30 protein-coding genes are annotated in these 25139 nt (G+C 64.2%); 19 read left to right on the forward strand and 11 right to left on the reverse strand.

The window, feature by feature from the left end:
• Position 1 precedes the first annotated feature (1 nt).
• Positions 2-448: a DUF2214 family protein gene (locus BUB39_RS13265; protein ID WP_073053971.1), complete on the forward strand. Its 447-nt coding sequence runs from the start codon at positions 2-4 to the stop codon at positions 446-448.
• Here BUB39_RS13265 and BUB39_RS13270 read toward each other — a convergent pair.
• Positions 442-1398 (reverse strand): DMT family transporter, encoded by a 957-nt coding sequence (locus tag BUB39_RS13270; RefSeq protein ID WP_073053973.1) that lies wholly within the window; start codon positions 1396-1398, stop codon positions 442-444. The genes BUB39_RS13265 and BUB39_RS13270 overlap by 7 nt on opposite strands.
• A 121-nt stretch (positions 1399-1519) precedes the next feature.
• Here BUB39_RS13270 and BUB39_RS13275 point away from each other — a divergent pair, with 121 nt between their 5' ends.
• Complete coding sequence (locus BUB39_RS13275; RefSeq protein ID WP_073053975.1) at positions 1520-1834, forward strand: nucleoside triphosphate pyrophosphohydrolase family protein; 315 nt, start codon at positions 1520-1522, stop codon at positions 1832-1834.
• Between the two features lie 7 nt (positions 1835-1841).
• Here the strand turns inward: BUB39_RS13275 and nth are convergent, their stop codons facing one another.
• The gene (gene nth, locus BUB39_RS13280) at positions 1842-2486 is read right to left on the reverse strand and encodes an endonuclease III (RefSeq protein ID WP_244540239.1); all 645 of its coding nucleotides are present in this window, start codon (positions 2484-2486) and stop codon (positions 1842-1844) included.
• Positions 2487-2571: 85 nt separating this feature from the next.
• On the opposite strand from nth, the gene BUB39_RS13285 reads away from it, so the two are divergent.
• From BUB39_RS13285 to BUB39_RS13295, 3 genes are all read left to right on the forward strand, one after another.
• The gene (locus BUB39_RS13285) at positions 2572-3063 is read left to right on the forward strand and encodes a DUF2244 domain-containing protein (RefSeq protein WP_073053978.1); all 492 of its coding nucleotides are present in this window, start codon (positions 2572-2574) and stop codon (positions 3061-3063) included.
• Between the two features lie 133 nt (positions 3064-3196).
• The gene (locus BUB39_RS13290; RefSeq protein WP_073053980.1) at positions 3197-4099 is read left to right on the forward strand and encodes a bifunctional helix-turn-helix domain-containing protein/methylated-DNA--[protein]-cysteine S-methyltransferase; all 903 of its coding nucleotides are present in this window, start codon (positions 3197-3199) and stop codon (positions 4097-4099) included.
• Positions 4100-4149: 50 nt separating this feature from the next.
• Complete coding sequence (locus BUB39_RS13295; protein WP_073053982.1) at positions 4150-5031, forward strand: SDR family oxidoreductase; 882 nt, start codon at positions 4150-4152, stop codon at positions 5029-5031.
• Positions 5032-5034: 3 nt separating this feature from the next.
• Here BUB39_RS13295 and BUB39_RS13300 read toward each other — a convergent pair whose 3' ends face one another.
• Genes BUB39_RS13300 through BUB39_RS13310 form a run of 3 tightly spaced genes read right to left on the reverse strand, consistent with a single transcriptional unit; the run spans position 5035 to position 7207 of the window.
• A complete protein-coding gene (locus BUB39_RS13300; protein WP_073053984.1) occupies positions 5035-5784 on the reverse strand; it encodes a ferredoxin reductase in 750 nt (249 codons plus the stop codon).
• Between the two features lie 8 nt (positions 5785-5792).
• The gene (locus BUB39_RS13305) at positions 5793-6398 is read right to left on the reverse strand and encodes a sulfite oxidase-like oxidoreductase (RefSeq protein WP_073053986.1); all 606 of its coding nucleotides are present in this window, start codon (positions 6396-6398) and stop codon (positions 5793-5795) included.
• A gap of 41 nt (positions 6399-6439) precedes the next feature.
• Positions 6440-7207 carry an alpha/beta hydrolase gene (locus tag BUB39_RS13310; RefSeq protein WP_073053987.1) on the reverse strand — a complete coding sequence of 256 codons (768 nt, stop codon included), beginning with the start codon at positions 7205-7207 and terminating at the stop codon, positions 6440-6442.
• A 236-nt stretch (positions 7208-7443) separates the two neighbouring features.
• On the opposite strand from BUB39_RS13310, the gene infC reads away from it, so the two are divergent.
• The 6 genes from infC to BUB39_RS13340 all read left to right on the forward strand — a co-directional run bounded on the left by infC (position 7444) and on the right by BUB39_RS13340 (position 13189).
• Positions 7444-7983 carry a translation initiation factor IF-3 gene (infC, locus tag BUB39_RS13315; protein WP_073053989.1) on the forward strand — a complete coding sequence of 180 codons (540 nt, stop codon included), beginning with the start codon at positions 7444-7446 and terminating at the stop codon, positions 7981-7983.
• Positions 7984-8263: 280 nt separating this feature from the next.
• Positions 8264-8458 (forward strand): 50S ribosomal protein L35, encoded by a 195-nt coding sequence (gene rpmI / locus BUB39_RS13320; RefSeq protein WP_073053992.1) that lies wholly within the window; start codon positions 8264-8266, stop codon positions 8456-8458.
• A gap of 22 nt (positions 8459-8480) precedes the next feature.
• Positions 8481-8861, forward strand: a complete 381-nt coding sequence (gene rplT, locus BUB39_RS13325; RefSeq protein ID WP_073053994.1) for a 50S ribosomal protein L20 — start codon at positions 8481-8483, stop codon at positions 8859-8861.
• Between the two features lie 157 nt (positions 8862-9018).
• Positions 9019-10101, forward strand: coding sequence for a phenylalanine--tRNA ligase subunit alpha (pheS, locus tag BUB39_RS13330; protein WP_073053996.1), 1083 nt, complete (start codon positions 9019-9021; stop codon positions 10099-10101).
• 10 nt (positions 10102-10111) lie between these two features.
• Positions 10112-12529, forward strand: coding sequence for a phenylalanine--tRNA ligase subunit beta (gene pheT / locus BUB39_RS13335; protein ID WP_073053998.1), 2418 nt, complete (start codon positions 10112-10114; stop codon positions 12527-12529).
• Positions 12530-12547: 18 nt separating this feature from the next.
• On the forward strand, positions 12548-13189 hold the full coding sequence (locus tag BUB39_RS13340) for a dihydrofolate reductase family protein (RefSeq protein WP_244540240.1): 642 nt from the start codon (positions 12548-12550) through the stop codon (positions 13187-13189).
• A 219-nt stretch (positions 13190-13408) separates the two neighbouring features.
• Here the strand turns inward: BUB39_RS13340 and BUB39_RS13345 are convergent, their stop codons facing one another.
• The 3 genes from BUB39_RS13345 to BUB39_RS13355 form a co-directional block, all read right to left on the reverse strand.
• Positions 13409-13660, reverse strand: coding sequence for a BQ00720 family protein (locus tag BUB39_RS13345; protein WP_073054012.1), 252 nt, complete (start codon positions 13658-13660; stop codon positions 13409-13411).
• A 37-nt stretch (positions 13661-13697) separates the two neighbouring features.
• Positions 13698-14126, reverse strand: a complete 429-nt coding sequence (locus tag BUB39_RS13350) for an Hsp20 family protein (RefSeq protein WP_073054014.1) — start codon at positions 14124-14126, stop codon at positions 13698-13700.
• Between the two features lie 118 nt (positions 14127-14244).
• Entirely contained in the window at positions 14245-15264 is a 1020-nt protein-coding gene (locus tag BUB39_RS13355; protein WP_073054016.1) for a Gfo/Idh/MocA family protein, read from the reverse strand.
• 132 nt (positions 15265-15396) lie between these two features.
• Here BUB39_RS13355 and BUB39_RS13360 point away from each other — a divergent pair, with 132 nt between their 5' ends.
• The 8 genes from BUB39_RS13360 (at position 15397) to BUB39_RS13395 (ending at position 22005) form a co-directional block, all read left to right on the forward strand.
• Complete coding sequence (locus BUB39_RS13360) at positions 15397-16011, forward strand: ribonuclease D (protein ID WP_073054017.1); 615 nt, start codon at positions 15397-15399, stop codon at positions 16009-16011.
• A gap of 69 nt (positions 16012-16080) precedes the next feature.
• Complete coding sequence (gene lptC / locus BUB39_RS13365; RefSeq protein WP_073054019.1) at positions 16081-16794, forward strand: LPS export ABC transporter periplasmic protein LptC; 714 nt, start codon at positions 16081-16083, stop codon at positions 16792-16794.
• On the forward strand, positions 16791-17414 hold the full coding sequence (locus BUB39_RS13370) for an LptA/OstA family protein (protein ID WP_073054021.1): 624 nt from the start codon (positions 16791-16793) through the stop codon (positions 17412-17414). Before lptC ends, BUB39_RS13370 begins: the two co-directional genes overlap by 4 nt.
• A 115-nt stretch (positions 17415-17529) precedes the next feature.
• Positions 17530-18288 (forward strand): LPS export ABC transporter ATP-binding protein, encoded by a 759-nt coding sequence (lptB, locus tag BUB39_RS13375; RefSeq protein ID WP_073054268.1) that lies wholly within the window; start codon positions 17530-17532, stop codon positions 18286-18288.
• Between the two features lie 75 nt (positions 18289-18363).
• The gene (gene rpoN / locus BUB39_RS13380) at positions 18364-19917 is read left to right on the forward strand and encodes an RNA polymerase factor sigma-54 (RefSeq protein ID WP_073054023.1); all 1554 of its coding nucleotides are present in this window, start codon (positions 18364-18366) and stop codon (positions 19915-19917) included.
• Between the two features lie 283 nt (positions 19918-20200).
• Positions 20201-20794 carry a ribosome hibernation-promoting factor, HPF/YfiA family gene (hpf, locus tag BUB39_RS13385; RefSeq protein WP_073054025.1) on the forward strand — a complete coding sequence of 198 codons (594 nt, stop codon included), beginning with the start codon at positions 20201-20203 and terminating at the stop codon, positions 20792-20794.
• A gap of 99 nt (positions 20795-20893) precedes the next feature.
• Positions 20894-21361, forward strand: a complete 468-nt coding sequence (gene ptsN, locus BUB39_RS13390; protein ID WP_073054027.1) for a PTS IIA-like nitrogen regulatory protein PtsN — start codon at positions 20894-20896, stop codon at positions 21359-21361.
• Positions 21362-21450: 89 nt separating this feature from the next.
• Positions 21451-22005 carry a DUF3833 family protein gene (locus tag BUB39_RS13395; protein ID WP_073054039.1) on the forward strand — a complete coding sequence of 185 codons (555 nt, stop codon included), beginning with the start codon at positions 21451-21453 and terminating at the stop codon, positions 22003-22005.
• On the opposite strand, the gene BUB39_RS13400 is transcribed toward BUB39_RS13395, so the two are convergent.
• From BUB39_RS13400 to BUB39_RS13410, 3 genes are all read right to left on the reverse strand, one after another.
• The gene (locus BUB39_RS13400) at positions 21983-22795 is read right to left on the reverse strand and encodes a carbohydrate ABC transporter permease (protein WP_073054041.1); all 813 of its coding nucleotides are present in this window, start codon (positions 22793-22795) and stop codon (positions 21983-21985) included. The two genes, BUB39_RS13395 and BUB39_RS13400, sit on opposite strands and share 23 nt — an antisense overlap.
• Positions 22796-22804: 9 nt before the next feature.
• Positions 22805-23707 carry a carbohydrate ABC transporter permease gene (locus BUB39_RS13405; RefSeq protein ID WP_073054043.1) on the reverse strand — a complete coding sequence of 301 codons (903 nt, stop codon included), beginning with the start codon at positions 23705-23707 and terminating at the stop codon, positions 22805-22807.
• Between the two features lie 111 nt (positions 23708-23818).
• Positions 23819-25039: an ABC transporter substrate-binding protein gene (locus tag BUB39_RS13410; RefSeq protein WP_073054045.1), complete on the reverse strand. Its 1221-nt coding sequence runs from the start codon at positions 25037-25039 to the stop codon at positions 23819-23821.
• Positions 25040-25139 lie beyond the last annotated feature (100 nt).

Consider the following 25139-nt stretch of genomic DNA (forward strand, 5'->3'; position numbering starts at 1 on the left):
CATGCTGGTCGATCTCGTCCTCGCCATCCTGCATCACCTGCTGGTGTTCAGCCTGTTCGCGATTCTCGCGGTCGAGCTCGTCTGGCTGAAGCGCGATCTCAGCCTGCCTGGACTTCAGCGTGTTGGAAGGCTCGACATGATCTATGGCGCCGTCGCCGGCGCGGTGCTTGTCGTTGGCATCTTGCGGGTATTCTTCGGCCTCAAGGGCTATGAGTACTATGTCTCCAGCCATTCCTTCTGGGCCAAGATGGCGGCCTTCGCCGTTGTCGGCCTCCTGTCGATCCCGCCGACCTTGCAGATGATCCGCTGGCGGAAGCGGGCCGAGGCCGAGCCGGGATGGCTGCCTTCCGCGCCCGAGGTTGCCGGTGCGCGCCGCTACCTGCATATCGAAGCGGCGGTGTTCCTGCTGATCCTCGTCTTCGCGGCGGCGATGGCCCGCGGCTATTGAGCCGGCGTTGCCTGCGGCCTGATCAGGTTCGCGAGCACGATCCCGACTACGATGAAGGCTCCGCCTGCAAGGTGGAAGGGGTGCAGGCGCTCGTGGAGGATCAGGTAGGCGAGGATCGCAACGAAGATCGTCTGCGAGTAAAGCAGCACGCTCGCCTTTGAAGCTCCGAGCGCTTCGATGCTCCAGTTGAAGAGATAATACATGAGCGCGCCGCCCGGAATGGCGCAGTAGGCCAGAGCGAGCACCCCGCTGGTCGTAAGCGCGGAGCGGGCGCCCGACAGTTCCTCGGCGAGATAGAGGGGCAGCGCAGTCACGGCGCCGGCCGAAAGCAGCAGCACCAGCAGCGGCATCCGCTCGATCTGGAAGTTCGCGCGCTTGAGCAGCACGGTATAGAATCCAAAAGCGATGGCGCTCGCCACCATCCAGAGTTCCCCCTGATTGAACTCAAGATGCAGCAGCGTCGATGCCTCGCCGCGGGCCACGATAACAAGTACGCCGATAAAGGCGGAGAGGGCGCCGAGCCCCTGCAGCACCGTCATGCGTTCGCCCAGCATGACCCGGGCGATCACCATGGTGGCCAATGGCATCAGCGCCATGATGATGCCGGCCGTAATCGCGTCGGCATGACGGAGGCCGACATACATAAAGCCCTGGCAGATCGCGAGACCAAGCCCGCCGATGAACAGCAACTCCAGGCCGCGTGTCTTGACGAGGGCCCACATCGGGTCGAATTGGTGGCGCACAAAGGGATAAAGGATCAGAGCTGCCAGGAGCACGCGCCAGAAGGCGAGCGTCCAGGGCGGCATTTCCGGCGAGATCCATTTGGCCGCGATGTAGACGCCGGCCGAAAGAAGCCAGCACAGCACGCCGACGCCGTAAGCGATGCTGGACGGAGCCTCAATGTTGCTCTTGTCCGAAGTGCTGCCGATAGCTGCCAGATGAATCGCCATGCCTCGCTCCCCAAAGCGCTGGTCGACGGCGAACGCTAGCACGGACCGTCGCGCGTCGTCCTGAGTCTTGACTCCCGCGTGAGAGATCTTGGAACATAAAGAGAACAGGTAGGAGATTCGGATGATCTCTATCTTGGAGAAGCAGTTCGAACGGGCTTCAGCGGCCTATGCCGCCGCCAATGGCGTCGAGCGCGACCCCGACTGGTTCGTGCTGAAGCTGGTCGAGGAAATGGGCGAACTGACCCAGGTCTGGAACAAGCTCCAGGGGCGCGGTCGGCGCCATGGCCGCTCGGAGGAAGAGTTGAAGCAAGCGCTCGCCGATGAGACGGCAGACCTCTTCGGCCATGTCCTGCTGTTCGCCGGGCAGAACGGCGTCGACCTCGACGCGGCGATCCTCCGCAAATGGCGCTTTCATCCGGATGAAAACGACGCGTAGCTGCGCTTCAGCCGATCGTCTTGTCCGGATAGCGGCAGAGATCGGCAACGATGCAGACGGGGCAGTCCGGCTTCCGCGCCTTGCAGACATAGCGCCCGTGCAGGATCAGCCAGTGATGGGCGTGCAGCCGGTATTTCGTCGGCACGACTCGCTCGAGTTCCGTTTCAACGGCGACGACGTCCTTGCCTGGCGCGAGGCCCGTGCGGTTGCCGACCCGGAAGATATGCGTGTCGACGGCAATGGTCGGCTCGCCGAAGGCGATGTTCAGGACGACATTCCCGGTCTTGCGCCCGACGCCGGGCAGGGCTTCGAGCGCCGTGCGGTCTGCGGGCACGGTGCCGCCATGCCGGGCAATGAGCAGTTCCGACAAGCCAATGACGTTCTTTGCCTTCATGCGGAACAGACCGATCGTCTTGATCATGTCGCGAACCCGATCCTCGCCGAGCGCCACCATCTTTTCGGGCGTGTCGGCTGCGGCGAAAAGGGCGCGCGTCGCCTTGTTGACGCCGGCATCGGTTGCCTGCGCCGAGAGCACGACGGCGACCAGCAAAGTGAACGGATTGACGTAGAGCAGTTCGCCCTTCGGCTCGGGCTCGCGGGCGGCGAAGCGGGCGAAGAAGGTTTCGACCTCGGCGCGGGTGAACGGCCGCATGCGGCGCGGGCGGGCGACCGGTCGGGGGCGGGATGGTGGTGCGGGAGGCTGGGATTCCGGCATGAGTGATCTATACTGATCCGCCATGAGCGACCGCAACTCCGATGCACCGGTGGAAATCGTGTTCAAGGCCGAGCTGAAGCCCTATCGCTCGCTCTCGCCGCGCGGCTTTGCCATGCTGCTGATGTTCGTTGCCGGAACCTGCTTCGCGAGCGGGCTGCTGTTCTGGTCGCTCGGCGCCTGGCCGATCGCGGGATTCTTCGGCCTCGATATTCTGGCGATCCAGTTTGCCTTCCGCTTGAATTACCGCGCGGCGCGGGCACGCGAATTCGTCGAGATGACGCGCGACCGGATCGAAATCCGCCGCGTCGCGGCCAGCGGCAAAACGGAAGTCTTCGATTTCAATCCCTATTGGGCGCGGTTCGAGGTCGAGCGCGTGCCGGATTGGGGTATCACGCGCATGATGCTCGCCTCGCACGGCCGCCGCCTCGCCATTGGCAATTTCCTGAACCCCGATGATCGCGAGGGGTTTGCCACAGCGTTTCAGGACGCGCTGGCGCGGGTGCGCAGCAACTGAGCGAGTTCGGATCTTCGGGGCATGACAGCCGGCGAAGATGGCGTGCGAGATGAGGCGGCAAGAATCGGGTGTCGCTGGTGCCGCGCCGATCCTAAGTTGGCAACATAGCCCAGGCATTTCGGAACCCGACGCCATGTTCAACATCGCATCCGCCCTCGCCAAGGCCGATCCCGTCCCGCCAGCGCCGCATCAGGATTATGAGATCATTCGCCGCGCGACCGAGTTTCTGACCGAGCATTGGCGCGAACAGCCTTCGCTGGAACGCCTCGCCGCGCATGTAGGGATGAATCCGCTGTCGCTGCAGAAGCTGTTCACGCGCTGGTGCGGTCTGTCCCCGAAGGCCTTCATCCAGGCGCACACGCTCGATCACGCCCGCATGCTGCTCGACAGTGACGCCTCGGTTCTCGACACGAGTTACGAAGTTGGTCTGTCGGGGCCAGGTCGGCTGCATGATCTCTTCGTGACGCATGAGGCGATGAGCCCGGGCGCCTACAAGGCGCGCGGCGAGGGCGTCGCCATGAAGTGGGGCTTCCATGGTTCGCCCTTCGGCTATGCGTTGCTGATGATCACCGATCGCGGCCTCGCCGGCCTCGCCTTCGCCGATCCGGGCGAGGAAAAGGCCGCGCTCGCCGATATGCAGCGTCGCTTCCCCTGCGCCACCTATGAAGAGGACTGGGAGGCGACGGCGCCCTATGCCGCCCGCGTGTTCGAGCCCTCGCGCTGGAAACCGGATACGCCGCTTCGCCTTGTCTTCATTGGCTCGGATTTCGAAGTGCGGGTGTGGGAAACGCTGCTGGCCGTGCCGCTTGGCCATGCCGCGACCTATTCGCAGATCGCCGAGAAGGTGAAGAACAACCCCAAGGCAGCGCGTGCCGTCGGGGCGGCGGTCGGGCGAAACCCGATCTCATTCGTCGTGCCATGCCACCGCATTCTCGGCAAATCCGGCGCGCTGACCGGCTATCACTGGGGCCTGACGCGCAAGCGCGCTATCCTCGGCTGGGAGGCCGGCGTCGTTCAACAGCCGGCCGAGGGTTGATGCGGCAGCGTCAGCCGGCATAGTCTCCGGGCGCTTCGCCCGGAGAGCTCATGCAGGACGATCATCTACTCATTTTCGGCATCGGCTATTCGGCGCACGCCTTCGCGCGTCGTGCCGCTCATCGCTTTGGTTCGATCACCGGCACAGTCCGCTCGCCGGAAAAAGCAGCGAGGCTCCGCGCCGAGGGCATTGATGCGCTGGTCTTCGACGGGGTCGAGGCAGCGGACGAGGTTCGCGCCGCGCTCGGGCGCGCCACCCATCTCGTCCAGTCGATCGCTCCCGATGCCGCGGGCGATCCGGCGCTGAGAGCCTTCGGACCTGATCTGCGGCTTTCCCGGGCGCTTCGCTGGATCGGCTATCTCTCGACGGTCGGCGTCTATGGCGATCATGGCGGCGACTGGGTCGATGAGGCCACGCCGCCGCGCGCCGTCTCCGAGCGGTCGCGAAACCGCGTCGCCGCCGAGGCCGCGTGGCAGCAGCTTGGTGCAGAGATCGACGTGCCGGTCGCGCTTCTGCGCCTTGCCGGCATCTATGGCCCCGGCCGCAACACCTTCGTCAATCTCGCCGAGGGGTCGGCGCGGCGCCTCGTGAAGCCCGGACAGGTGTTCAACCGCATCCATGTCGATGACATCGCCGCGGTGATCGAGGCGGCGGCCGAGCAGCGCGCGAGCGGCGTCTTCAACGTGACCGACGACGAGCCGGCGCCGCCGCAGGATGTTGTCGCCTATGCAGCCGATCTCGCCGGCTATCCGCCGCTGCCCGACATTCCCTTTGAAAGCGCATCGCTGTCGCCGATGGCACGCTCCTTCTATGGCGAGAACAAGCGTGTCTCGAATGCGCGGCTTTCGCGTGATCTCAACGTCAGGCTGGCTTACCCGACCTATCGTGACGCGCTGGCCGCGCTCTGGACGACAGGGACGTGGCGCGGCTGAGGCTCAGACTTTGGAGCCGCCATAGCGCTCGGTACGCACGCTTTCAAACGGAACGCCGGCCGCCAGCACGAGGTTGGCCGCCGCTTCCACGAAAGGCGTCGAGCCGCAGACATAGGTGAGGGCAGGAAGGCCACCCGCCAGTGCATCGGCCATCAGGCCCATGTCGATGCGGCCGAAGCGGAGGCCGGGCCTTGCTTGTTCGCGCGTCAGCGTCACGATCACCTTGAGGTTCGGATCCTCGGCGGCGCGGCGAAGGAGTTCCGTCCGCCAGATGAGATCGTCGTAACGTCGTGCCGAAACGACGAGCACGGCCGGAACCTCCGGCGCGACAACGGCGCGGTGGCGGAGGATCGACATCAGCGGCACGAGGCCGGACCCGCCGGCGATGAGCAGGATCGGCCCGCCAAGCGGCCGGTCCCAGATGAAATGGCCGCCGATCGGTCCACGAAGTTCGATCCGGTCCCCGACCTCGACCACATCGTGGAAGAAGGGCGAGACTTCACCGTCCGGCAGTGCCTCGATCGCAAGCTCAATGGTGCCGCTCGCGTCCGGCGCTGAGCCGATCGAATAGGAGCGTTGCGCCTGATAGCCGTCGGGCGCCGTCAGGCGGATATCGACGTGCTGGCCGGCCGTGAAGCCGGTCCAACTATCTGGCCGCAGGCGGAAGCTCTTGACGGTGGGCGTCTCGGCATGGATCGCCTCGATCACGGCCTCCTGCCAGAGAAGCCGCTTCGGCTGTGCGGAACCGTCCATCGCTGCGCTCAATCGCCGGTGAACCGCTGCTCGCGCCACGGGTCGCCATACATGTGATAGCCGCGCAGCTCCCAGAAGCCGCCTTCGTCGCGCTGTGTGAACTGTAGCCCGTTCACCCATTTGGCCGATTTCCAGAAATAGAGATGCGGCACGAGAAGCCGCGCCGGTCCGCCATGATCCGGCGTGATCGGCTTGCCCTCATAGGCCGTTGCCACCATCGCCTTGCCGCCGATCAGATCGGCTGTCGGGACATTGGTCGTGTAGCCGTCGAACGAATGGGCGAGTGTGAACGCCGTCGGCGGATCGATCCCGGCTTCGGCCAGGATGTCGTCGATCATCACACCCGACCAAGCGGTGTTGAACTTCGACCATTTCGTCACGCAATGGATATCGCGCGTCAGCTTGACATGCGGCAGTTTGGCGAACTCGTCCCAGGTCCAGCGCGCGACCGGCCTGACGCCGTCCTTCAGCGTGAAGCTCCATTTGTCCAGGTCGACACGCGGCGTCGGCCCGGCCGATAGCACCGGAAAGTCCTCGGTGAGATATTGTCCCGGCGGCAGGCGGCCGCTTTCGCCTTCGCTTGGTCGCTTGCCGAAGAAGCCTCTGGTCGCCATGCGGGTGCTCCTGCTGTCCTTGGGGTGAACCGTGTCTCGGCTCAGGCGATCGCCGCAATGGCGGAGATGATCTTGGCGAGGTCCTCTGGCCGCGACAGGCGATGGCCGGCGTCCTTGACGAGGGTCAGGACGACATCGTCCTCGGCGAGATGCGAGACGAGGTCGACAGCGTGGCCCCACGGGACTTCCTCGTCGAGGACACCCTGGATGATATGGACCGGCGCGCGGATGGCAATCGGCTTGTCGCCGAGAAGATGGCGGGCGCCATCCTCGATCAGCGCCTTGGTGATGACATAGGGCGTGTCGGAATAGGCGCTAGGCTGGCGCCACGCGCCCGTCGCTTCCATCTCGGCTCGCGCCGCGGCGCTCATATGCGGCAGGATCAGGCTGTGCGTCATGTCGACGGCCGGCGCGAGCAGCACCAGGCCGGCGATACGCCCGCCTCCGCTCTTCGCCTCGGCGAGCGCCAGCAGCAGGGCGATCCACCCGCCCATCGAGGAACCAACGACGACCAGCGGTGCACCGCCGGCCCTGTCCAGAACCGCGGCCGCCTCTTCGAGCCAGCGCGAAATCGTGCCGTCGGCGAAATCACCGCCCGATTCGCCGTGGCCGGAATAGTCGAAGCGGGTGATCGCGCGCCCGGTCTCGGCCGCGAAAGCGTCGAGCGCCTCGGCTTTCGAGCCGCGCATATCCGACATGAAACCGCCGAGGAAGAGGATGCCCGGCGCCCGCCCGGCGCGCTCCAGAATGGCGATCCGCCGTGCGGCCCCGCCGCTGCCGACCGTGATCTCCGTCCGCGCGAGGATCATATGTCCACTCCTTGATCACCTTCCGGCCGCTTCCTATCTACGGAAACACCCCAAGCCGGTCCAGTTCCGGTTGACTTTCCGGGTCTATTGGCCGATTTTCATCCCCAAGTCAGGGGTCGGAGGACCCGATAGGCCGAGCACGGTTCCCGAGCAGTCATGCCGGGAGCAGTCGCGTCGGTTGCTGTCGTTTTTCCCTTCGCCCCGATTGCCTGCAATAGCTAGAGGAGTCCGCCCCCATTCGCCGCCCCTTCAAAGCGCCACTTCCTTCCAAGGATGGCCCGCGCATCAACCGCGAGATCCGCGGTATTCGTGAGGTCCAGCTGATCGACCAGGACGGCCAGAATATCGGTCCGACCCTGCTCGACGACGCACTTGCCATGGCTTCTGAGGCCGGCCTCGATCTCGTCGAGATCTCGCCGAATTCCGAGCCGCCTGTCTGCAAGATCCTGGATTTCGGGCGCTTCAAATATCAGACGCAGAAGAAGGCCAACGAGGCCCGCAAGAAGCAGAAGATCGTCGAAGTCAAAGAAATCAAGATGCGTCCTGCCATCGATGACCACGATTACGAGGTCAAGATGAAGGCCATCAAGCGTTTCTTCGAGGAGGGCGATAAGGTCAAGCTGACGCTGCGCTTCCGTGGCCGCGAGATGGCGCACCAGCATCTCGGCATGAAGCTGCTCGAGCGCGTACGCGACGAGACGGCCGAACTGTCGAAGGTTGAGGCCGAGCCGAAGCTCGAAGGCCGCCAGATGATCATGGTGCTCGCTCCTCGCTGAGCGGGTACCTCTTCGGAATTCGTCCGCTTTTCATTGCCGCCGTGATGTGCGGCGATGGGCTGTGGGCGTGACTTGGCGCTTGTGCTGGCGAAGCATCGCCGCTATAACCGCGCCGTTTCCGAGCCGCCCGGCGCGAGGGGCTCCCCATATGGGGCTGTTCCTCAGGGCATGCCGCGGCGGTTCATGAATGCTTCCATGCCGAAGCGGACCGTCCCTCTGCGAATTGCAAGATTCGCGGTGTGGCGGCCGTTCACGTCGGCGCAAATCTGAGGATGTGAAAATGCCCAAGTTGAAGACCAAGAGCGGAGCGAAGAAGCGCTTCAAGCTCACGGCGACTGGCAAGGTGAAGACGGCCCAGGCTGGCAAGCGGCACGGGATGATCAAGCGCACCGCCAAGTTCATCCGCAATGCGCGTGGCACCACCACGCTCTCGGATGCCGATGCGAAGATCGTCAAGCAGTTCCTGAACGGCTGAGCCCTGAACCGGAGATAACACCATGTCGCGAGTGAAGCGGGGCGTAACCGCCCATGCCAAGCACAAGAAGGTTCTGAAGCGGGCGAAGGGTTTCTACGGCCGCCGCAAGAACACCATCCGTACGGCGAAGGCCGCCGTCGACAAGGCGGCGCAGTACGCGTTCCGCGATCGCAAGGCCAAGAAGCGCAGCTTCCGCGGCTTGTGGATCCAGCGCATCAACGCCGCCGTGCGTGAAGTGACCGAGGGGCTGACCTACAGCCGCTTCATCGACGGTCTGGCCAAGTCGGGCATCGAAGTGGACCGCAAGGTCCTGGCCGAGCTCGCGATCAGCGAGCCGGCTGCCTTCAAGGCGCTGGTCGAAAAGGCCGAAGGCGCGCTCGTCGAGGCCGCCAAGGCGGCCTGATCCGCCTGGATCACGCAGATGGACGCCGGCAGGGCATGCGCTCCGCCGGGTCCGATTCTCTTCCGACAAGGCCAGGCTGTCGCAGTCGATGCGGCGCCGGGCGCCTCTTCAGTGGTTGACGCGGCGCGGCATGGCCGCCGCCTCGGCGAGGAATGACATGGCCGATCTCGACGCGCTCGAATCCGAACTCCGCGAGGCGATTGCTGCGGCCTCGGATGAAGGAGCGCTCGAAGCGGTCCGTATCGCCGCGCTTGGCAAGAAGGGCTCGGTCTCCGAGCAGTTGAAGAGCCTCGGCGCGATGTCGTCCGAGGAACGCAAGACCGCCGGGCCCGCGCTGAACGGCCTCCGCGACCGGATTGCCGAAGCGCTCGCCGCCCGCAAGGACGTGCTGAAGGCCGAGGGCATCGCGCTCCGCCTTAAGGCCGAGGCGGTCGATATCACGCTGCCGCTGCGTGCGGGTAGTCTCGAAAGCGGCCGCATCCATCCCGTCAGCCAGGTCATCGACGAGATCACCGCCATCTTCGGCGATCTCGGCTTCGCCGTCGCCGAGGGTCCCGATGTCGAGACCGACCATTACAATTTCACCGCGCTGAACTTCCCGGTCGGTCATCCGGCGCGCGAGATGCACGATACGTTCTTCTTCAATCCTGACGAGAACGGCGATCGGCTGCTGCTGCGCACCCATACGTCGCCGGTTCAGATGCGGACGATGGAGCGCCAGGCACCGCCGATCCGCATCATCGCGCCCGGCCGCACCTATCGCATGGACAGCGACCAGACCCATACGCCGATGTTCCACCAGGTCGAGGGTCTTGTCATCGATCGCTCCAGCCATATCGGCCACCTGAAATGGCTGCTGGAAGCCTTCTGCCGCGCCTTCTTCGAGGTCGAGAAGGTCGAGATGCGCCTCAGGCCGTCCTTCTTCCCGTTCACCGAGCCGTCGATGGAAGTGGATATCCGCTGCCGCCGCGTCGGCAATGAAGTGCGCATCGGCGAGGGCGACGACTGGCTGGAGATTCTCGGCTGCGGCATGGTCCATCCCAACGTCATCCGCTTTGCCGGCCTCGATCCGGACGTCTATCAGGGCTTTGCCTTCGGCATGGGCATCGATCGCATCGCCATGCTGAAATACGGCATGCCGGACCTGCGTGCCTTCTTCGACGCCGATATCCGCTGGCTGAGCCACTACGGCTTCCGCCCCCTCGACATCCCGACCTTGGTCGGCGGTCTCAGCGCCTGAGGATCCAGCCATGAAGTTCACGCTGTCCTGGGTGAAGGAACATCTCGAGACCGGCGCCTCCATCGAGGCGATCGGTGAGGCATTGACCCGCGTCGGTCTCGAAGTCGAGGAGATCGAGGACAAGGCGAAGGCGCTTCAGGCCTTCACCATCGCCCGCGTCCTCTCGGCCGAGCAGCATCCGAACGCTGATCGCCTGCGCGTCTGCATGGTCGATACCGGCTCCGGCGCGCCGGTTCAGGTCGTTTGCGGCGCACCCAATGCCCGCGCCGGCATCAAGAGCGTGTTCTCCCCGCCCGGTACCTATATCCCCGGCAAGGACATCACGCTTTCGGTCGGCACAATCCGCGGCGTCGAGAGCCATGGCATGCTGTGCTCGGCCGCCGAGCTAGAACTGTCCGAAGATCACGATGGCATCATAGAACTGCCTGAGGACGCGCCGGTTGGTGTCGCCTATGCCGATTGGGCCGGCCTCGCCGATCCTGTCATCGATATCGCGATCACGCCGAACCGTTCGGACTGCCTCGGCGTCTACGGCGTCGCGCGTGATCTCGCCGCCGCTGGCCTTGGCAAGCTGCGGGACGGGGCGGTTGCTCCGGTCGCCGGCAACGGGACGTGTCCGGTTGCCGTCCGCTTCGATTTCGGCGACCAGCCGGCGCTGTCGCCGGCCTTTGGTCTCCGCCTGATCCGCGGCGTCCGAAATGGCGCGTCGCCGGACTGGATGCAGGCGAAGCTGCGCGCCATCGGCCTCCGGCCGATCAATGCGCTGGTCGATATCACCAATTTCCTGACCTATGACCGCAATCGGCCGCTGCATGTCTTCGACGCGGCCAAGGTCGCTGGCGATCTCGTCGTGCGCCGGGCCCGGGCCGGCGAGAGCATCCTCGCGCTCGACGGCAAGACCTACGCCCTCGACGAGACGATGTGCGTCATCGCCGACGACAATGGTGTCGAGTCAATCGCCGGGATCATGGGCGGCGAGGCCTCGGGCTGCTCCGCGGAGACCGTCGACGTGCTCGTCGAGTCGGCGCTGTGGGAACCGCTGGCCATCGCGCAGGCCGGCCGCAAGCTCGGCATCAATTCCGACGCGCGCTACCGCTTCGAGCGTGGCGTCGATCCCGCCTTCATGCTGCCGGGCCTGGAGCTCGCAACGCGGCTGATCGTCGAGATCTGCGGCGGCGAGCCAAGCGACGTGGTCGTTGCCGGTGCTGTGCCCGAGCCGCGGCTCGTGATCGCCTTCCCGATATCGGAAGTGAAGCGCCTCGCCGGCATCGAACCGACGATCGATGAGATCCGGGCGGTGCTGTCGGCGCTCGGCTTCACGGTTTCGGGCGACGCGCCCGCGCTCACGGTCGGGGTACCATCCTGGCGGCCCGACATTGAAGGCAAGGCCGACCTCGTCGAGGAAGTCATCCGCATCCTCGGCATCGATCGTATTCCGGCGACGCCGCTTCCAAAATCCGATGACGTGACGCGGCCGGTGCTGACGCTGATCCAGACCCGCACTCGCCGTGCCAAGCGGGCACTCGCGGCGCGCGGCCTGGTCGAGGCGGTGACATGGTCCTTCGTCGCCAAGCCCGTCGCGGCGGCGTTTGGTGGCGGAGCAGCGGGACTGTCCCTCGCCAATCCGATCTCGACCGATATGTCCGACATGCGGCCCAGCCTTTTGCCTGGCCTGATCCTGGCCGCGCAACGCAATGCCGATCGGGGCACCGCCGATGGCGCCTTGTTCGAGGTTGGCCAGGTGTTCAAGGGCACGCTTCCGGAAGACCAGAAGATCGCCGCCACGGGCGTGCGGCGCGGCACCGCGACCGTCAACGGCTCGGGACGCCACTGGCAGGGTGCGGCCAAGTCCGTCTCCGTCTATGACGCCAAGGCTGATGCGCTTGCGGTCCTGGAGGCGCTGGGCGCGCAGGTCGACAAGTTCCAGATCGTCCCGGGCGCTCCGTCCTGGTTCCATCCGGGCCGTTCGGGCACCATTCAGCTCGGCCCGCAGACGGTCATCGGCTGGTTCGGCGAATTCCATCCCTCGACGCTGGAGGGGCTCGACGTCTCCGGGCCGCTGGCCGGCTTCGAACTGATCCTCGATCAGCTCCCGACGCCGCGTGCGCGGCCGACCCGGACGAAGCCGCCGCTGGAGGTACAGACTTTCCAGCCCGTGACCCGTGATTTCGCGTTTGTCGTCGATCGCGCCGTCGAGGCTGGGCGTATCCTCAAGGCCGCGCTCACCGCCGACAAGGTCTTGATTGTCGGCGCGACATTGTTCGATGTTTTCGAAGGCACCGCGCTCGGTGCGAACAAGAAGTCCGTGGCGATCGAGGTGACGCTCCGTCCGACCGATCGCACGCTGACCGACCAGGAGATTGAAGCCGTTTCGGCCCGTGTCGTCGCACAGGTTTCCAAAGCGACAGGAGCCGTCTTGCGGACCTGATGACTGCCGGATCATGGCGTGATCCGAGCGGTGGAATGCCCCGGCCACGCCATGGCACATTACTTGTACGAAGCCATATCCGGTGAGTACGAGCGGAGATCGAGACGCCCCATGCCGCGCTACGAGATCCATGGCCACGCGATCGTTTCAGAGGACGACTGCATAGCAGAGCCGGATGGCGCCATGCCTCCTGCATTGAGAAACGATGCTGATTGGCGGCGTTTTCAGCATGAGCTTGACAAGGCGGCCTTGCAGGTCGTCGGGCGATTTAGCCACGAGACATTCCCCAACCGTGCCGGACGGCGGCGCATGGTCGTGTCGTCCCAGGTCGATGGGGTCGAGCTGCGAAACGATGTGTGGTGGTGGAATCCCGGGGAGGCATCGCTCGGTGAGGCTCTGAAGAAAGCCGCGCCGGACGGCGGTCTGATCGCGGTTCCCGGTGGCCGGCGGGTCAACGATCTCTTCCTCAGCCTCGGCTTCGATGCGTTTCATCTCGCGCGCCATGCCGGCGTGCGAATTCCGGGCGGCATTCCAGTCTTCTCCCGTGCCTGGGCCGCCGGCTCGGCCGAGCGGCTTCTGGCAAGCCACGGCCTTCATCCGACGCCGCCGGTGATCCTGGACCCGGAGGCATCGGTCTCGGTCACGGTGTGGGTACGCTGAGAGCCGCCGATCGGGCGATGAGCCGATAATGTAGGCGTCTGGCTCTGAACCGACCTCGCGCGCCTCACGCGGCAACCCTTATGACCGTCTCGGCCATCGCGCGCGCGCAGCATCGATCGAGTTGTAATCCGAACTTTCGCAGAAGGAAGAGCGGTGCGGATCGACGCCGCGGCCGGCCCCTGGCCAGCCGGAGCAGATGCCCGGCTGGCTCACTTTGGCCTAGTGCAGGCTGACGGCCTCGAGGTCGTTTTCGCGGGCATTCATCACGACGGCCTCGCGGCTGTCGGAGACCATCAGCGGTGCACCGGCGGCGTCCAGCAACGCCCAGAAGGTCTGGCCGGGGTCGAGCTGCGGCGCGTCAGGAAAAAGCTGGCGGATCTGCTCCGAACGGACCGATTTAACGAAGGCGATCTGTCCGCTGCCGAGGCCTGCGAAATGTTCGGGCGACATGACGATACGTGCTTCAGACATGACAATGTCTCCTCATTATGTGAGCGAGAATTCGGGATCAGTCGCGGACCCCGATTTCGATCTTCCGGACGATCCGTTCGGGCGTCGGCCTCATCAGGTCGATGGCGAGCAGTCCATCCTTCAATTCGGCGGAGCTGATTTCGATGCCGTCAGCAAGGACGAAGGTCTTCTGGAACTGTCGCGCGGCGATGCCGCGATGGAGATAGATCCGCTCCTGCTCATCGACCTGACGGCCGCGAATGACGAGCTGGTTCTCCTCGACGGTCACCTCAAGCGACTCGCGGGAAAATCCCGCTACCGCCAGGGTGATCCTGAGACATTCATCCCGCGTGTCGCTCTTCGCGATCCGCTCGATATTGTAGGGCGGATACCCATCTCCCGAGGCTTTGGCGACCCGGTCGAGCGCCCGCTCGATCTCGTCGAAACCCAGCAGCAACGGGCTCGAAAACGCTGAAACACGCGACATCACAAAGTCCTTCCACCAAGCGACCTTGCAGTCGGACCCTCCATGAGGCATCCGGCGGGATGACGTCCCGCAAGCCAATATATGGGGGTGGTGAACACCCGTTCAAGCGCCTGAAACGCTAGGGTGTTTCCCACCTTCCGGAGCTCTCGGAGCGGGTCAGCGCGTCGAGCACCGCCATATTGGCGATGGCATCGTCGATGCCGAATGGCCAGGGGCCGGTACCGGCAACCGCGCGGGAGAACGCCTCGACCTGCAGCTGGTACTGGTCGACCGGCGGCAGCGAGATCGTCTCCAGCGGTTCTCCCGGTCCGCGGAGGTCGAGCCCGAAAGCGCTCTCGACATCGGTCGGCGCCGAGAACGGCGTCGGCATTTCGATGCGGCCGAGCGTGCCGATGATGCTGACGCGCTGATGGCGGAAGCTCTGGGTCGAGAGCGTGGCAGAAAACTGCCGGCCATCGCCGAAGTCGGCGACGATTGTATCGGTCCGGTCGGTGGTCATCTCCGGATCGCGGTCAATGAGCGCGAGAACCCGCTTCGGCTCGGCCCCGAAGATGAAGCGCGCCGACGCAACCGCATAGCAGCCGATGTCCAGCATGGCGCCGCCGCCGGTCTCGGGCCGGTTGCGGATATTGGCCGGATCGACATTGAGAAACGAAAAGAACGTCTGCACAGCGCGCACGGGGCCGATGCTGCCGTTGCGAATGATCTCGGCCACCGCATGCCATTGCGGATGATGGCGGATCATGAACGCCTCGGCGACGATCAGCGGCCCTGCGGCATCCTTGATCTCCTGAGCCTCGTCGCGGTTCATGCCGATCGGCTTCTCGACCAGCACATGCTTGCCGCGCGCGAGCGCTGCCAACGTCGTTTCGCGATGGAGATGATTGGGCAGCGCATTGTAGATGACGTCGATCTCGGGATCATCGAAGAGCTCGTCATAGCTGCCATAGGCCTTGGCGATGCCAAATGGCTCTGCAAAAGCACGCGCGCTCTCCGATGAGCGCGAGGCGACCGCCGTCACGAGGGCCGAAGGGCTTTTCTGCAGCGCAGGCACGATGCGCTGGCGGGCGATGCGCGCCGTGCTCAGGATTCCCCACCGGACGGGTTTCGGCGCCGCTGCGCCGGCAAGCTCCACCATGCTGATCGTCTCCCTGGTTTCCCGGCGCTGCGCGCCTCTTTGCGTCATTGCAGAAAAGCCGCACCTTCGATAGAGGGACGGGAACGACGCCCTCGGCGACAGGCCACGCATTTTCCCGGGAAACGCCCTGCCATGACCATCCGCCTCCATCGCGGCGACTTGCCCGATCTCTCGCGCTATCAAGGTTCGGTCGCAATCGACACCGAGACGCTCGGCCTCAATCCGCATCGAGACCGGCTCTGTGTCGTGCAGCTCTCTCCGGGCGACGGCAGCGCCGATGTCGTGCAGATCGCCAAGGGCCAGACCCAGGCGCCGAACCTCGTCCGCCTGCTGGCGGATCCTGCGGTAACCAAGATCTTCCACTTCGCTCGGTTCGACGTCGCAGTCCTCGCCAAGACCTTCGGCGTCGTGGTAGCGCCGGTCTTCTGCACCAAGATCGCCTCGCGACTGACGCGCACTTATACGGATCGGCACGGCCTCAAGGATCTGGTCAAGGAGCTCATCGACGTCGACCTCTCCAAGCAGCAGCAAAGCTCGGATTGGGCGGCAGAAACTCTGTCGGACGCCCAGCTTGCTTACGCGGCCTCGGATGTGCTCCATTTGCACGCTGTACGCGAGATCCTCGAAAAGAAGCTCGTGCGCGACGGGCGGGCCGATCTGGCGGAGGAATGCTTCCGTTTTCTGCCGACCCGTGCCGCGCTTGATCTCGCGGGTTGGGCGGAAGAGGATATATTCTCGCATTCATGAGGCGGCCGCGTTGGCCGCCAAAAGTCCACAAATGCGTGGACTTGATGCGCTCCTGAATATGGAGAGTGGATGAGTTCGACGCCGGAAGCGAGCGGAGAGGACGAGGACTACGCCTGGTTCGATCAGACCCGGGCCGAGATCGACGCGCGCTATCGCGCGGCGCGCCGCCACAGTGCGCGCGTACGCATCCTCAAGATCGTCCTGCCGCTCGTCAGCCTCATCGCCGTCGCCGCTTTCGTCGTCTACGTCTATGTCATGCCAAGCTTGCCGGTGAATTTCGCTGCCAGCTCGATCGATGTGTCGCATAACTCGATTGTGATGCAGGATCCGCATGTCTCCGGCTATCTAAGCGGTGGACGCTCCTATGAGCTGAAGGCGGATCGCGCCGAGCAGTCGTTGCAGAACACCAAGATCGTAACCTTGCAGAACATCGGCGCCACCATCGGCATGGGTCACGACGACAGTGCCCGCATCCTCGCGGCGTCCGGCACCTATTATTCCGATGCCGAGCGGATCGTTCTCGACAACAAGATCACCTTCACCACGACGACAGGTATCGAGGGCGCTCTCGAATCCGCCGATATCGATCTGAAGGCGGGTACGATGAATTCCGAGAAGCCGCTGGCGTTTCGGTCAGAGGGAAGCGAGATCAGGGCCAACGGCGTGCAGGTGCGCGATCGTGGACAGCGCATCTCCTTTCTGAATGGGGTAAAGGTAACCTATTCTATCCCAGCCGAATCGTCCCAGCCCGGGCAACGCGCAGCTCCATCGGTGACCGAATGACCTCTTCGACCATTCGCTTCTGCTTTGCTCTTGCTCTCGCAGCGCCTTTGGTGCTCGGCGGCGTCGCCGCGCGCGCCCAGACCACGGGTGAGATGTTCAAGGGCTTCCAGTCCGATGAAAAGGGGCCGGTGAATGTCGAGGCGGATGCGCTCGACGTTCAGGAAAAGGACGGCCAGCGCGTTTCGACCTTCTCCGGCAATGTGACCGTGACGCGAGGCGACTCGGTGCTGAAGGCCGGCAAGATCGCGATCTATTCGTCGAACGACAAGGATGCGACGGGCGCCAAGCCGGCGGCCGGCAGCGATGTCATGCCCGGCGCGGGTAGCTTCACGCGCATCGAGGCCAGCGGCAAAGTCTATGTGAATTCCGCGGACCAGACGGCAACGGGAGACAACGGCGTCGTCGACATGCTGGCGAAGCAGGTGACGCTCACCGGCAATGTCGTGTTGAGCCAGGGCCCGAACGTCATTACTGGCGATCGTCTTGTCTGGGATATGCAGACCGGCAAGGCCCGCGTCGACCAGAAGCCCGGCGGACGTATCCGCGGCGTGTTCACACCGGGAGCTGGTGGGCCGGGCGCGCCTGGTGCCGCTCCGGCGCAGCCGGCCAAGACCAATTGAGCATCCGCCTCATGACAGGGTATTGCAGCCGGACGGAGTGCCGCTGACCGTGGCCGATCCGACGCGTGGCTTCGAGGCCGATCAAGACTCCTATGGCGAAGCGATCGCCGAGCCGATGCCTGTCACCCGCTATGCGGAGAACGCAGGCGGGCCGGGCTGGCTGGTTGCGCGCGGCCTTGGCAAGAGCTATCGCCGCCGCCGTGTCGTTCATTCGGCGAGCCTGGCGGTCGCGCGTGGCGAGTCGGTCGGTCTGCTCGGCCCGAACGGCGCCGGCAAGACGACCATCTTTTATATGATCACGGGGCTGGTTCAGGCCGACCAGGGCCTGATCGAGCTCGATGGCCATGACGTGACAAGCCTGCCGATGTATCGGCGCGCACGTCTCGGCATCGGCTATCTGCCCCAGGAAACGTCGATCTTTCGCGGTCTGACAGTCGAGCAGAACATCCGCGCCGTGCTGGAAGTGGTCGAGCCGGACCGTCACAAGCGTGAGGCCGAACTCGATTCGCTGCTCGAGGAATTTCATATCTCCCATCTGCGCAAGTCGCCGGCGATCGCCCTCTCGGGCGGCGAGCGGCGTCGCTGCGAGATCGCGCGGGCGCTCGCCAGCCGCCCGGCCTTCATGCTTCTGGACGAGCCGTTTGCCGGCATCGACCCGATCGCCGTCGGCGACATCCAGGCGCTGGTGCGCCATCTGACGGCGCGCGGCATCGGCGTGCTGATCACCGATCACAATGTCCGCGAGACGCTCGGACTGATTGACCGCGCTTACATCATTCACTCCGGCGAAGTTCTGATGGAAGGGCGGCCCAGCGACATCGTGGCCAGCCCCGAGGTCCGCCGTCTTTACCTTGGCGAGCAGTTTACGCTTTGAAGGCGGCCTCGCTTGCGGTACCTAAAGGGTCGGCAAGCAAGAGTTGGACCAGTTTCCTGAGGCCGCCGCGTACCAATGTCGCTTTCTCCGAAACTTGAGTTCCGGCAGACCCAGTCTCTGGTGATGACGCCGCAGTTGATGCAGGCGATCAAGCTGCTTCAACTCTCCAATCTCGATCTGATCTCCTATGTCGAGGCCGAACTCGAGCGCAATCCGCTGTTGGAACGCGACGAGCGCGAGGACGGCGACGATATCGATGCTGGACCGGGCAAGGCCTCGATCGAAAGCGAAGGGTTCGCATCGGCCGATGTCGGCGATGCACCGGGCGACTGGATGGAGACTCGCCTCGAAACATCTCCGGACTCGATTGCCGAGCGGCTGGATACGGATCTGTCGAATGTCTTCCCGGATGATCACGGCCAGGCAGCCGGGGAGCCGATGGCCCCGCCGGGCGGCGATCCCTGGTCGACCCAGCCCGGCCGCCAGCAGGCGAGCACCGAGGACTACAATCTCGAAGCCTTCGTCGCCGAGGAAAAGTCACTCGCCGATCATCTTGCCGATCAGCTCGGCCTGGCGGTCACCGATCCGACCATGCGCCTCATCGGCCACGCGCTGATCGACGAGGTCGACGAGGCCGGCTATATCCGCACGGATATCGGCAGTGTCGCGGAGCGACTTGGCGCGCCTATGGCGCTGGTCGAGCAGACGCTGGAGATCCTGCAGGGCTTCGAGCCGACCGGCATCTGCGCGCGCACGCTCACCGAATGTCTCGCGCTGCAGCTCGCCGACCGCAATCGGCTCGATCCGGCCATGACGGCCCTGATCAATCACCTCGATCTTGCGGCCAGACGCGATTTTTCAGCCCTGAAGCGCATCTGCGGCTGCGACGACGAGGATCTCGCCGACATGCTGTCGGAGTTGCGCGCCCTCGATCCGAAACCAGGTGCCTCTTTCGGCTCGACGCCGGTGCAGCCCGTCGTACCGGACGTCATCATCCGTGCGGCGCCCGACGGCAGTTGGTTGATCGAGCTGAATTCCGAGACGCTGCCGCGTGTCCTCGTCAACCAGACCTATCTGGCGAGCGTCAGCCGGCCATCGAAGCAGGAGGGGGAAAAGGCGTTTCTCGCCGATTGCCTTCAGACGGCCAACTGGCTGGTGAAGAGCCTGGACCAGCGCGCCAAGACGATCCTGAAGGTCGCGACCGAGATCGTCCGCCAGCAAGACGGCTTCCTGACCCATGGTGTGCGCCATCTGCGACCGCTGAACCTCAAGACGGTTGCCGAGGCGATCGGCATGCACGAGTCGACGGTCTCGCGCGTCACTTCGAACAAATATATGGCCACCTCGCGCGGCATCTTCGAGCTGAAATACTTCTTCACCTCGGCGATCGCCTCCTCGGAGGGTGGCGAGGCGCACTCGGCCGAATCCGTGCGCCATCGCATTCGCAGCCTGATAGACGCCGAAAGCCCGGACGATGTCCTCAGCGACGACACGCTGGTCAAGCTGCTGCGCGATGCCGGCATCGACATTGCGCGCCGGACCGTCGCGAAATATCGCGAAGCGCTCCGCATTCCCTCGTCCGTGCAGCGCCGGCGCGAAAAGCTGGCTGAGGCGACGGCGGCGCGCTGACGCGTGATCGGGTCATTTGCGGTTTCCCCTTGCCTCGGCCTCGACGGATGCCCAGCTTCAAGAGATGATGGTCGGGACAGCCGGGGGTTTCCTTGACTTCCGAACCGGCCGTCACTAGAAGGGCGCGGCGCCGGACGGTGTGTTGGGCCTCGGACTGGAGAGAACTCCGGCCGTTTGTAGGGTGGGTCCAGACGCACCGAAACGGCAACGTGCCCGACGGGGCATCGGCTCGCCTTGCGGACCGAGCCTCGGATCGCAACGACGTCCAAAGGGTACGTGCTCCATGACTCTCCGCATTTCCGGTAAGCATATCGAGATCAGCGACGCCTATCGCACGCATGTCGAAGGCCGGGTCGGTGCCGTCGTCGAGAAATATTTCGACGGAGGTTTTTCCGGTCGTGTTGTGCTCGAGCGCGACGGCGCGGGCTATCGGGTCGATTGCGCATTGCATCTCGACAGCGGACTCGACCTCCAGGCCGAGGGGCGCGGGCACGAGATCTATCCGACCTTCGAGCAGGCCGCGGAGCGGATCGAGAAGCAGATGCGACGCTACAAGCGGCGCCTCAAGGATCATCACCACGACAGCCGCGTTGTCCCGGATGCGGATGCGAATTACGTCGTGCTCGCCGCGACCCCCGACGAGGACGAGGAACTCGCCTCGGATTACAATCCGATGGTGATCGCCGAGGAAACGAAGTCGTTGCGGACGCTGTCCGTGTCTGGCGCCGTGATGGCAATGGACCTTGCCGATGCGCAGGTGGTTGTGTTCCGCCATGCCGGGCACGGCGGCGTGAACGTCGTTTACCGTCGTCGCGACGGCAATATTGGATGGATCGACCCGGCAGCAATCGCCAAAGGGGATTCCGTCAGCCTGTGATTCCGCTTAAGGTGGAATAACTGCTCGGCGCGCTCCAGTGGCGCGCCGAGGAGGCGGGTTACGCACCCAGGGTTTGAACAAGGCATTTTGAACCAAGTCATGGACCTAAGCGATCTCATCAGCCCGGATACGATCATCCCGGCGCTGAAAGCGAACGGCAAGAAGCAGGCTTTGCAGGAATTGGCAGAGCGGGCTGCGCGCCAGACCGGTCTCGACGAGCGTCAGATCTTCGACACGCTGCTGCAGCGTGAGAGGCTGGGCTCGACCGGGGTCGGCAATGGCATTGCCATTCCGCACGGCAAGATCCGATCCCTGAAGCGAATCCACGGCATCTTTGCGCGCCTCGCCAAGCCGATCGATTTCGAATCGCTCGATGACCAGCCGGTGGACCTCATCTTCCTGCTGTTGGCGCCTGAAAGCGCTGGCGCGGATCATCTGAAGGCGCTCGCCCGCATTGCGCGGCTGCTGCGCGAGCCTGGCCTTGCGGCCAAGCTCAGGGCCTCCAGCGACCAGACGGCGCTCTATGCCGTGCTGACCGGCGACGCGGCGGCCTCCAACGCCGCCTGAACAAGCGCCGCCGCCTTCAATCAGACCGAAACCCGACATAGACTTGCGCTCTCGTTGAGGCGATATCGTCATGACGCGTGAGGGCTTCGATGCGGCGACTGCTGGTTCTGTTGGCGGCCTGGCTGTGCCTTGCCGGGGCTGTGGCGGCGCCTGCGCCATCGCAACCCGTATCCGCCAGTTCCTTCGAGGCGACATTCGAGGGGCTTGCCATCGGTCGCGGCCGATTGCGCAGCCGGGCGATCGGGCTCGATCGCGGTTTTCTCGTCTGGACGACAGGTCGTCAGAGCAAAGATGCCTTCGTTCTCGACCAGTTCTTCCGCTTCGATGACGGCATGACGGACCGACGGACCTGGCGCTTTCGGAAGTCGGGTCCGGGAACCTATGTGGGAGAAAGGCAGGATCTTGCCGCGCCGGCCAAAGTCCGTGTCGAGGCCGATGGCGTGCGCCTCTCCTACGACATCTGGCTGCGCCGGCGGGGGAAACCGCCGCTGAAGCTGCATTGTGAGGACCGCATCACCCGTCTCGCCTCGGGCGCGCTGCTCAGCCGCGGCACCATCTATCGCCTCGGCGTGCCGCTCGGCAGCGTCGAGACGCATCTCATTCCCGACACGCGCCGGCCGACTACTTCAGGGCGCCAGCCGTGAGCCCGCTGACGATCTTGCGCTGCAGCAGCACGAAGACCAACAGGATCGGCGTCACATAGATGACCGAATAGGTCATGATGCCATTCCAGTCGGTTGTATTCGGGCCCATGAAGTTCATCAGGCCGACGGTGGCAGTCTGGAGCGACTCCTCCGAGATCATCGAGCGCGAATAGACATATTCGCCGAACGACTGCAGGAAGATCAGCACCGAGGTGACAAGGATGCCGTTCCGCGCGAGCGGCACCGCGATGCGCAGGAATGCGCCGAGCCGCGTCGCACCATCGACGCGGGCCGCCTCTTCCAGCTCCTTCGGGATCTGCATGAAGGAAGTCCGGGTCAACACGATAAAGAGCGGTAGCACCTTGGCCGCCTGGGCCAGCACTACCGCAAGTCGCGGCGTCGCGATGAGGCCGATCTGGTTGAACAGCACGAAGATCGGCGTCGCCATGAGCGAGGATGGCAGGACCTGCATCATCAGGATCAGGAACAGCACGATGTCCATGCCGATATTCCGGACACGGGCCAGCGCATAGGCGCAGCCCGTGCCGAAGAAGGCGGCAATGGCGGTCGTGCCGATGGCGATGACGAGCGAGTTCCAGAGATAGCTGCTCATCTTCTTGCTGATGAAGACGTCGACGAAGTTGAACTGCGGGTCGCCTGGCCAGAAGGTCGGCGGATAGACGAAGGTCTCGGTCGAGGGTTTGAAGGCCGTCAGATACATCCAGTAGAGCGGGAACAGGTAGACCGCGAGGAACAGGATGGCGAGGGCGAGGAGGATGTAGCGCTTCATGATCGTGCCTCAGGCCCGGTGTTCATGGCGGGTGGAGCGGACATAGATCACCGCCACGATGATGACGAAGCCGAGCATGAGGCAGGAGACCGCGCTGCCTGAGGCGATGTCATAGATCTGGAACGAGAGCTGCCACGACCAGTATTGCGCGACGTTGGAGGCGTTTGCAGGGCCACCCTGCGTCAGCGAGGCGAAGAGGTCGAACTGCTGCAGCGTGAAGATGATGCCGAGCGAGACCACCGCGCCGATTGTCGAGCGCATCATCGGCAGCGTCATGTGCCAGAAGCGTTGCCATGCATTGGCGCCATCGAGCGCCGCCGCCTCGTACATGTCCTTCGGAATGCCGACGAGCCCGACCGACAGCAGGATCATGTTGAAGGGAATGCCGAGCCAGATATTGGCGATGATCACCGAATAGAGCGAAATCTGCGGATTCGAGAGCCAGAAGACCTTGCTGTCGATCAGTCCCGCCGACTGCAGGATGTAGTTGAGCACGCCGAAATCGCCGGCGAAGATCCACTTCCACACGGCGCCGGCGACCAGCGCCGGCATGATCCATGCGGCGAGGAACAGGCCGCGCAGAAAGCTGCCGCCAGGAAATTCCTGCTGGAAGAACAGCGCGAGGCCGAAGCCGATCGCGAGCTGGAAGATGATGCAAAGCCCGACGAACACCACCGTGTTCCAGATCACCGGCCAGAAGTCGGGCGAGGCGAACAGCGACTTGTAGTTGGCCAGACCGACAAACGGCCGAACCAGGGAAGCGAGACTGAACATGTCCACTTCCTGGAACGACATGATGATGTTGTAGACGAGCGGGAACGCCGAGAAGACCAGCAGATAGGCGAGCGCCAGCAAGGCGAGCGTGGCATCGAAGCCATGGCCGTCGCGCATGGTGCGTAAGAGGGCCGACATGGCGCTGACTCCGGAAGGCGTGGGATCGAAAGGGCGGCCGCGCATCGAGGGCGCTGGCCGGCTGCGAATGGAAAACGGCCCCAGACAGCCTGCTGCCGGGGGCCGTCTCTGTTACTTCTTGACGATGCCGTCGATCGTCGTCTGCGCCGTGTTGAGCGCGGTCTGGGCGTCGGCCTGGTGCGTCAGCGCCTGCTGGATCGCGGTGGAGATCGCCTTGGAGATCTTCGCCCAATCCGGCGACGGGCCGCGTGCGCGGGCATACTTCATCGACTCGATGAAGACAGCATATTCAGCCGGCCACTTCGGATCCTTCACATCGACCGGGTAGGACGGCACGAAGCCGAACTCGTTCCAGACGCGCGGCATCTGCGAGTACATGTATTCGAGATACATGAAGGCTTCCTTCGGATGCTTCGACTTGGCGAAGATCACGTTGTTGCCCTCGCCGAGCGCCGAGGCGCGGGCATCGCCTTCCTTCTCGATCGGCAGCAGCGTGACGCCGACATCGAACTTGGCGTCCTTCGACATGCGGGGCAGTTCCCACGGGCCCGAGATGGCCATGGCGGCATTGCCGGCATTGAAGGTTGCGAAGGAGTCGTACTGACCGCGGATCAGCGTGTCGGGCGAAGCGAGCTTCTCGTCGATGATCTTCTGCCAGAGCTCGAGCGCCTTCACGGCACCCTCGCCATTCACCTTGTCGAAATTGCCGCCGGTCGACTGGATCCACGGCAGGAACTGGAAGGTGCCTTCCTCGTTCGCATTCGCCGAGAAGGCGAGGCCGTAGACGTTCTTCGCCGGATCGGTCAGCTTCTTGGCCGCGTCGTAGAGATCGGCCCAGGTCTGCGGCGGCTTTTCCGGATCAAGGCCAGCAGCCTTGAACATGTCCTTGTTGTAGTAGAGCGCGATCGTGTTCGAGCCGCGCGGCAACCCGTAGATCTTGCCGTCCCATGTGACGGTCGAAAGCGGGCCCGGGAAGATCTTCGAGGTGTCAACGATCTTCGAGTCCTTGAGATAGGGCGAGATGTCGAGCAGCGCACCCTTCGAGGACAGGAACGGCGTGTTCGGATTGTCGACATAGGCGACGTCAGGCGCCGTGCCGGTCGCGACCGCGCGGGTGATGTCGTTGGCCCAGTCGGCGAACTCGACATGCTTGATGTTGAACTTGATGTCGGGATGGAGCTTCTGGAACTCCTGCGCCATCACATACATGTAGCCCGGATCCGACTCGCGATCGATCGTCCAGACATCGAGCGTAACGTCCTCGGCTGAGGCGAACACCGTCGAGCCCAAAAGCCCGATCGCGCCGGCCAGCAGCATGGCTGTCTTCGACATATTTTTCCTCCACGTTTCAAGTTCAAGAGACCGTAGCGCCCCCTCCAGGGCATCAAGCGCGCCGCTTGAAGCAGCGCGCCCATCGCCGGCTGGAAGGCCG

The organism is Kaistia soli DSM 19436, assembly GCF_900129325.1.
In the GTDB taxonomy this organism is placed as follows: Bacteria; Pseudomonadota; Alphaproteobacteria; order Rhizobiales; family Kaistiaceae; genus Kaistia; species Kaistia soli.

Coding starts and splice junctions, on each gene's coding strand:
- pheT (WP_073053998.1), top strand. CDS start 10,112: ATGAAGTTCACGCTGTCCTGGGTGAAGGAACATCTCGAGACCGGCGCC.
- BUB39_RS13300 (WP_073053984.1), bottom strand. CDS start 5,784: ATGGACGGTTCCGCACAGCCGAAGCGGCTTCTCTGGCAGGAGGCCGTG.
- BUB39_RS13295 (WP_073053982.1), top strand. CDS start 4,150: ATGCAGGACGATCATCTACTCATTTTCGGCATCGGCTATTCGGCGCAC.
- BUB39_RS13405 (WP_073054043.1), bottom strand. CDS start 23,707: ATGTCGGCCCTCTTACGCACCATGCGCGACGGCCATGGCTTCGATGCC.
- BUB39_RS13305 (WP_073053986.1), bottom strand. CDS start 6,398: ATGGCGACCAGAGGCTTCTTCGGCAAGCGACCAAGCGAAGGCGAAAGC.
- BUB39_RS13370 (WP_073054021.1), top strand. CDS start 16,791: ATGACCTCTTCGACCATTCGCTTCTGCTTTGCTCTTGCTCTCGCAGCG.
- rpoN (WP_073054023.1), top strand. CDS start 18,364: ATGTCGCTTTCTCCGAAACTTGAGTTCCGGCAGACCCAGTCTCTGGTG.
- BUB39_RS13285 (WP_073053978.1), top strand. CDS start 2,572: ATGAGCGACCGCAACTCCGATGCACCGGTGGAAATCGTGTTCAAGGCC.
- BUB39_RS13395 (WP_073054039.1), top strand. CDS start 21,451: ATGCGGCGACTGCTGGTTCTGTTGGCGGCCTGGCTGTGCCTTGCCGGG.
- lptB (WP_073054268.1), top strand. CDS start 17,530: ATGCCTGTCACCCGCTATGCGGAGAACGCAGGCGGGCCGGGCTGGCTG.
- BUB39_RS13270 (WP_073053973.1), bottom strand. CDS start 1,398: ATGGCGATTCATCTGGCAGCTATCGGCAGCACTTCGGACAAGAGCAAC.
- BUB39_RS13290 (WP_073053980.1), top strand. CDS start 3,197: ATGTTCAACATCGCATCCGCCCTCGCCAAGGCCGATCCCGTCCCGCCA.
- rpmI (WP_073053992.1), top strand. CDS start 8,264: ATGCCCAAGTTGAAGACCAAGAGCGGAGCGAAGAAGCGCTTCAAGCTC.
- BUB39_RS13400 (WP_073054041.1), bottom strand. CDS start 22,795: ATGAAGCGCTACATCCTCCTCGCCCTCGCCATCCTGTTCCTCGCGGTC.
- BUB39_RS13265 (WP_073053971.1), top strand. CDS start 2: ATGCTGGTCGATCTCGTCCTCGCCATCCTGCATCACCTGCTGGTGTTC.
- BUB39_RS13410 (WP_073054045.1), bottom strand. CDS start 25,039: ATGTCGAAGACAGCCATGCTGCTGGCCGGCGCGATCGGGCTTTTGGGC.
- lptC (WP_073054019.1), top strand. CDS start 16,081: ATGAGTTCGACGCCGGAAGCGAGCGGAGAGGACGAGGACTACGCCTGG.
- hpf (WP_073054025.1), top strand. CDS start 20,201: ATGACTCTCCGCATTTCCGGTAAGCATATCGAGATCAGCGACGCCTAT.
- ptsN (WP_073054027.1), top strand. CDS start 20,894: ATGGACCTAAGCGATCTCATCAGCCCGGATACGATCATCCCGGCGCTG.
- BUB39_RS13345 (WP_073054012.1), bottom strand. CDS start 13,660: ATGTCTGAAGCACGTATCGTCATGTCGCCCGAACATTTCGCAGGCCTC.
- rplT (WP_073053994.1), top strand. CDS start 8,481: ATGTCGCGAGTGAAGCGGGGCGTAACCGCCCATGCCAAGCACAAGAAG.
- pheS (WP_073053996.1), top strand. CDS start 9,019: ATGGCCGATCTCGACGCGCTCGAATCCGAACTCCGCGAGGCGATTGCT.
- nth (WP_244540239.1), bottom strand. CDS start 2,486: ATGCGGCCGTTCACCCGCGCCGAGGTCGAAACCTTCTTCGCCCGCTTC.
- BUB39_RS13310 (WP_073053987.1), bottom strand. CDS start 7,207: ATGATCCTCGCGCGGACGGAGATCACGGTCGGCAGCGGCGGGGCCGCA.
- BUB39_RS13275 (WP_073053975.1), top strand. CDS start 1,520: ATGATCTCTATCTTGGAGAAGCAGTTCGAACGGGCTTCAGCGGCCTAT.
- BUB39_RS13350 (WP_073054014.1), bottom strand. CDS start 14,126: ATGTCGCGTGTTTCAGCGTTTTCGAGCCCGTTGCTGCTGGGTTTCGAC.
- BUB39_RS13360 (WP_073054017.1), top strand. CDS start 15,397: ATGACCATCCGCCTCCATCGCGGCGACTTGCCCGATCTCTCGCGCTAT.
- BUB39_RS13355 (WP_073054016.1), bottom strand. CDS start 15,264: ATGGTGGAGCTTGCCGGCGCAGCGGCGCCGAAACCCGTCCGGTGGGGA.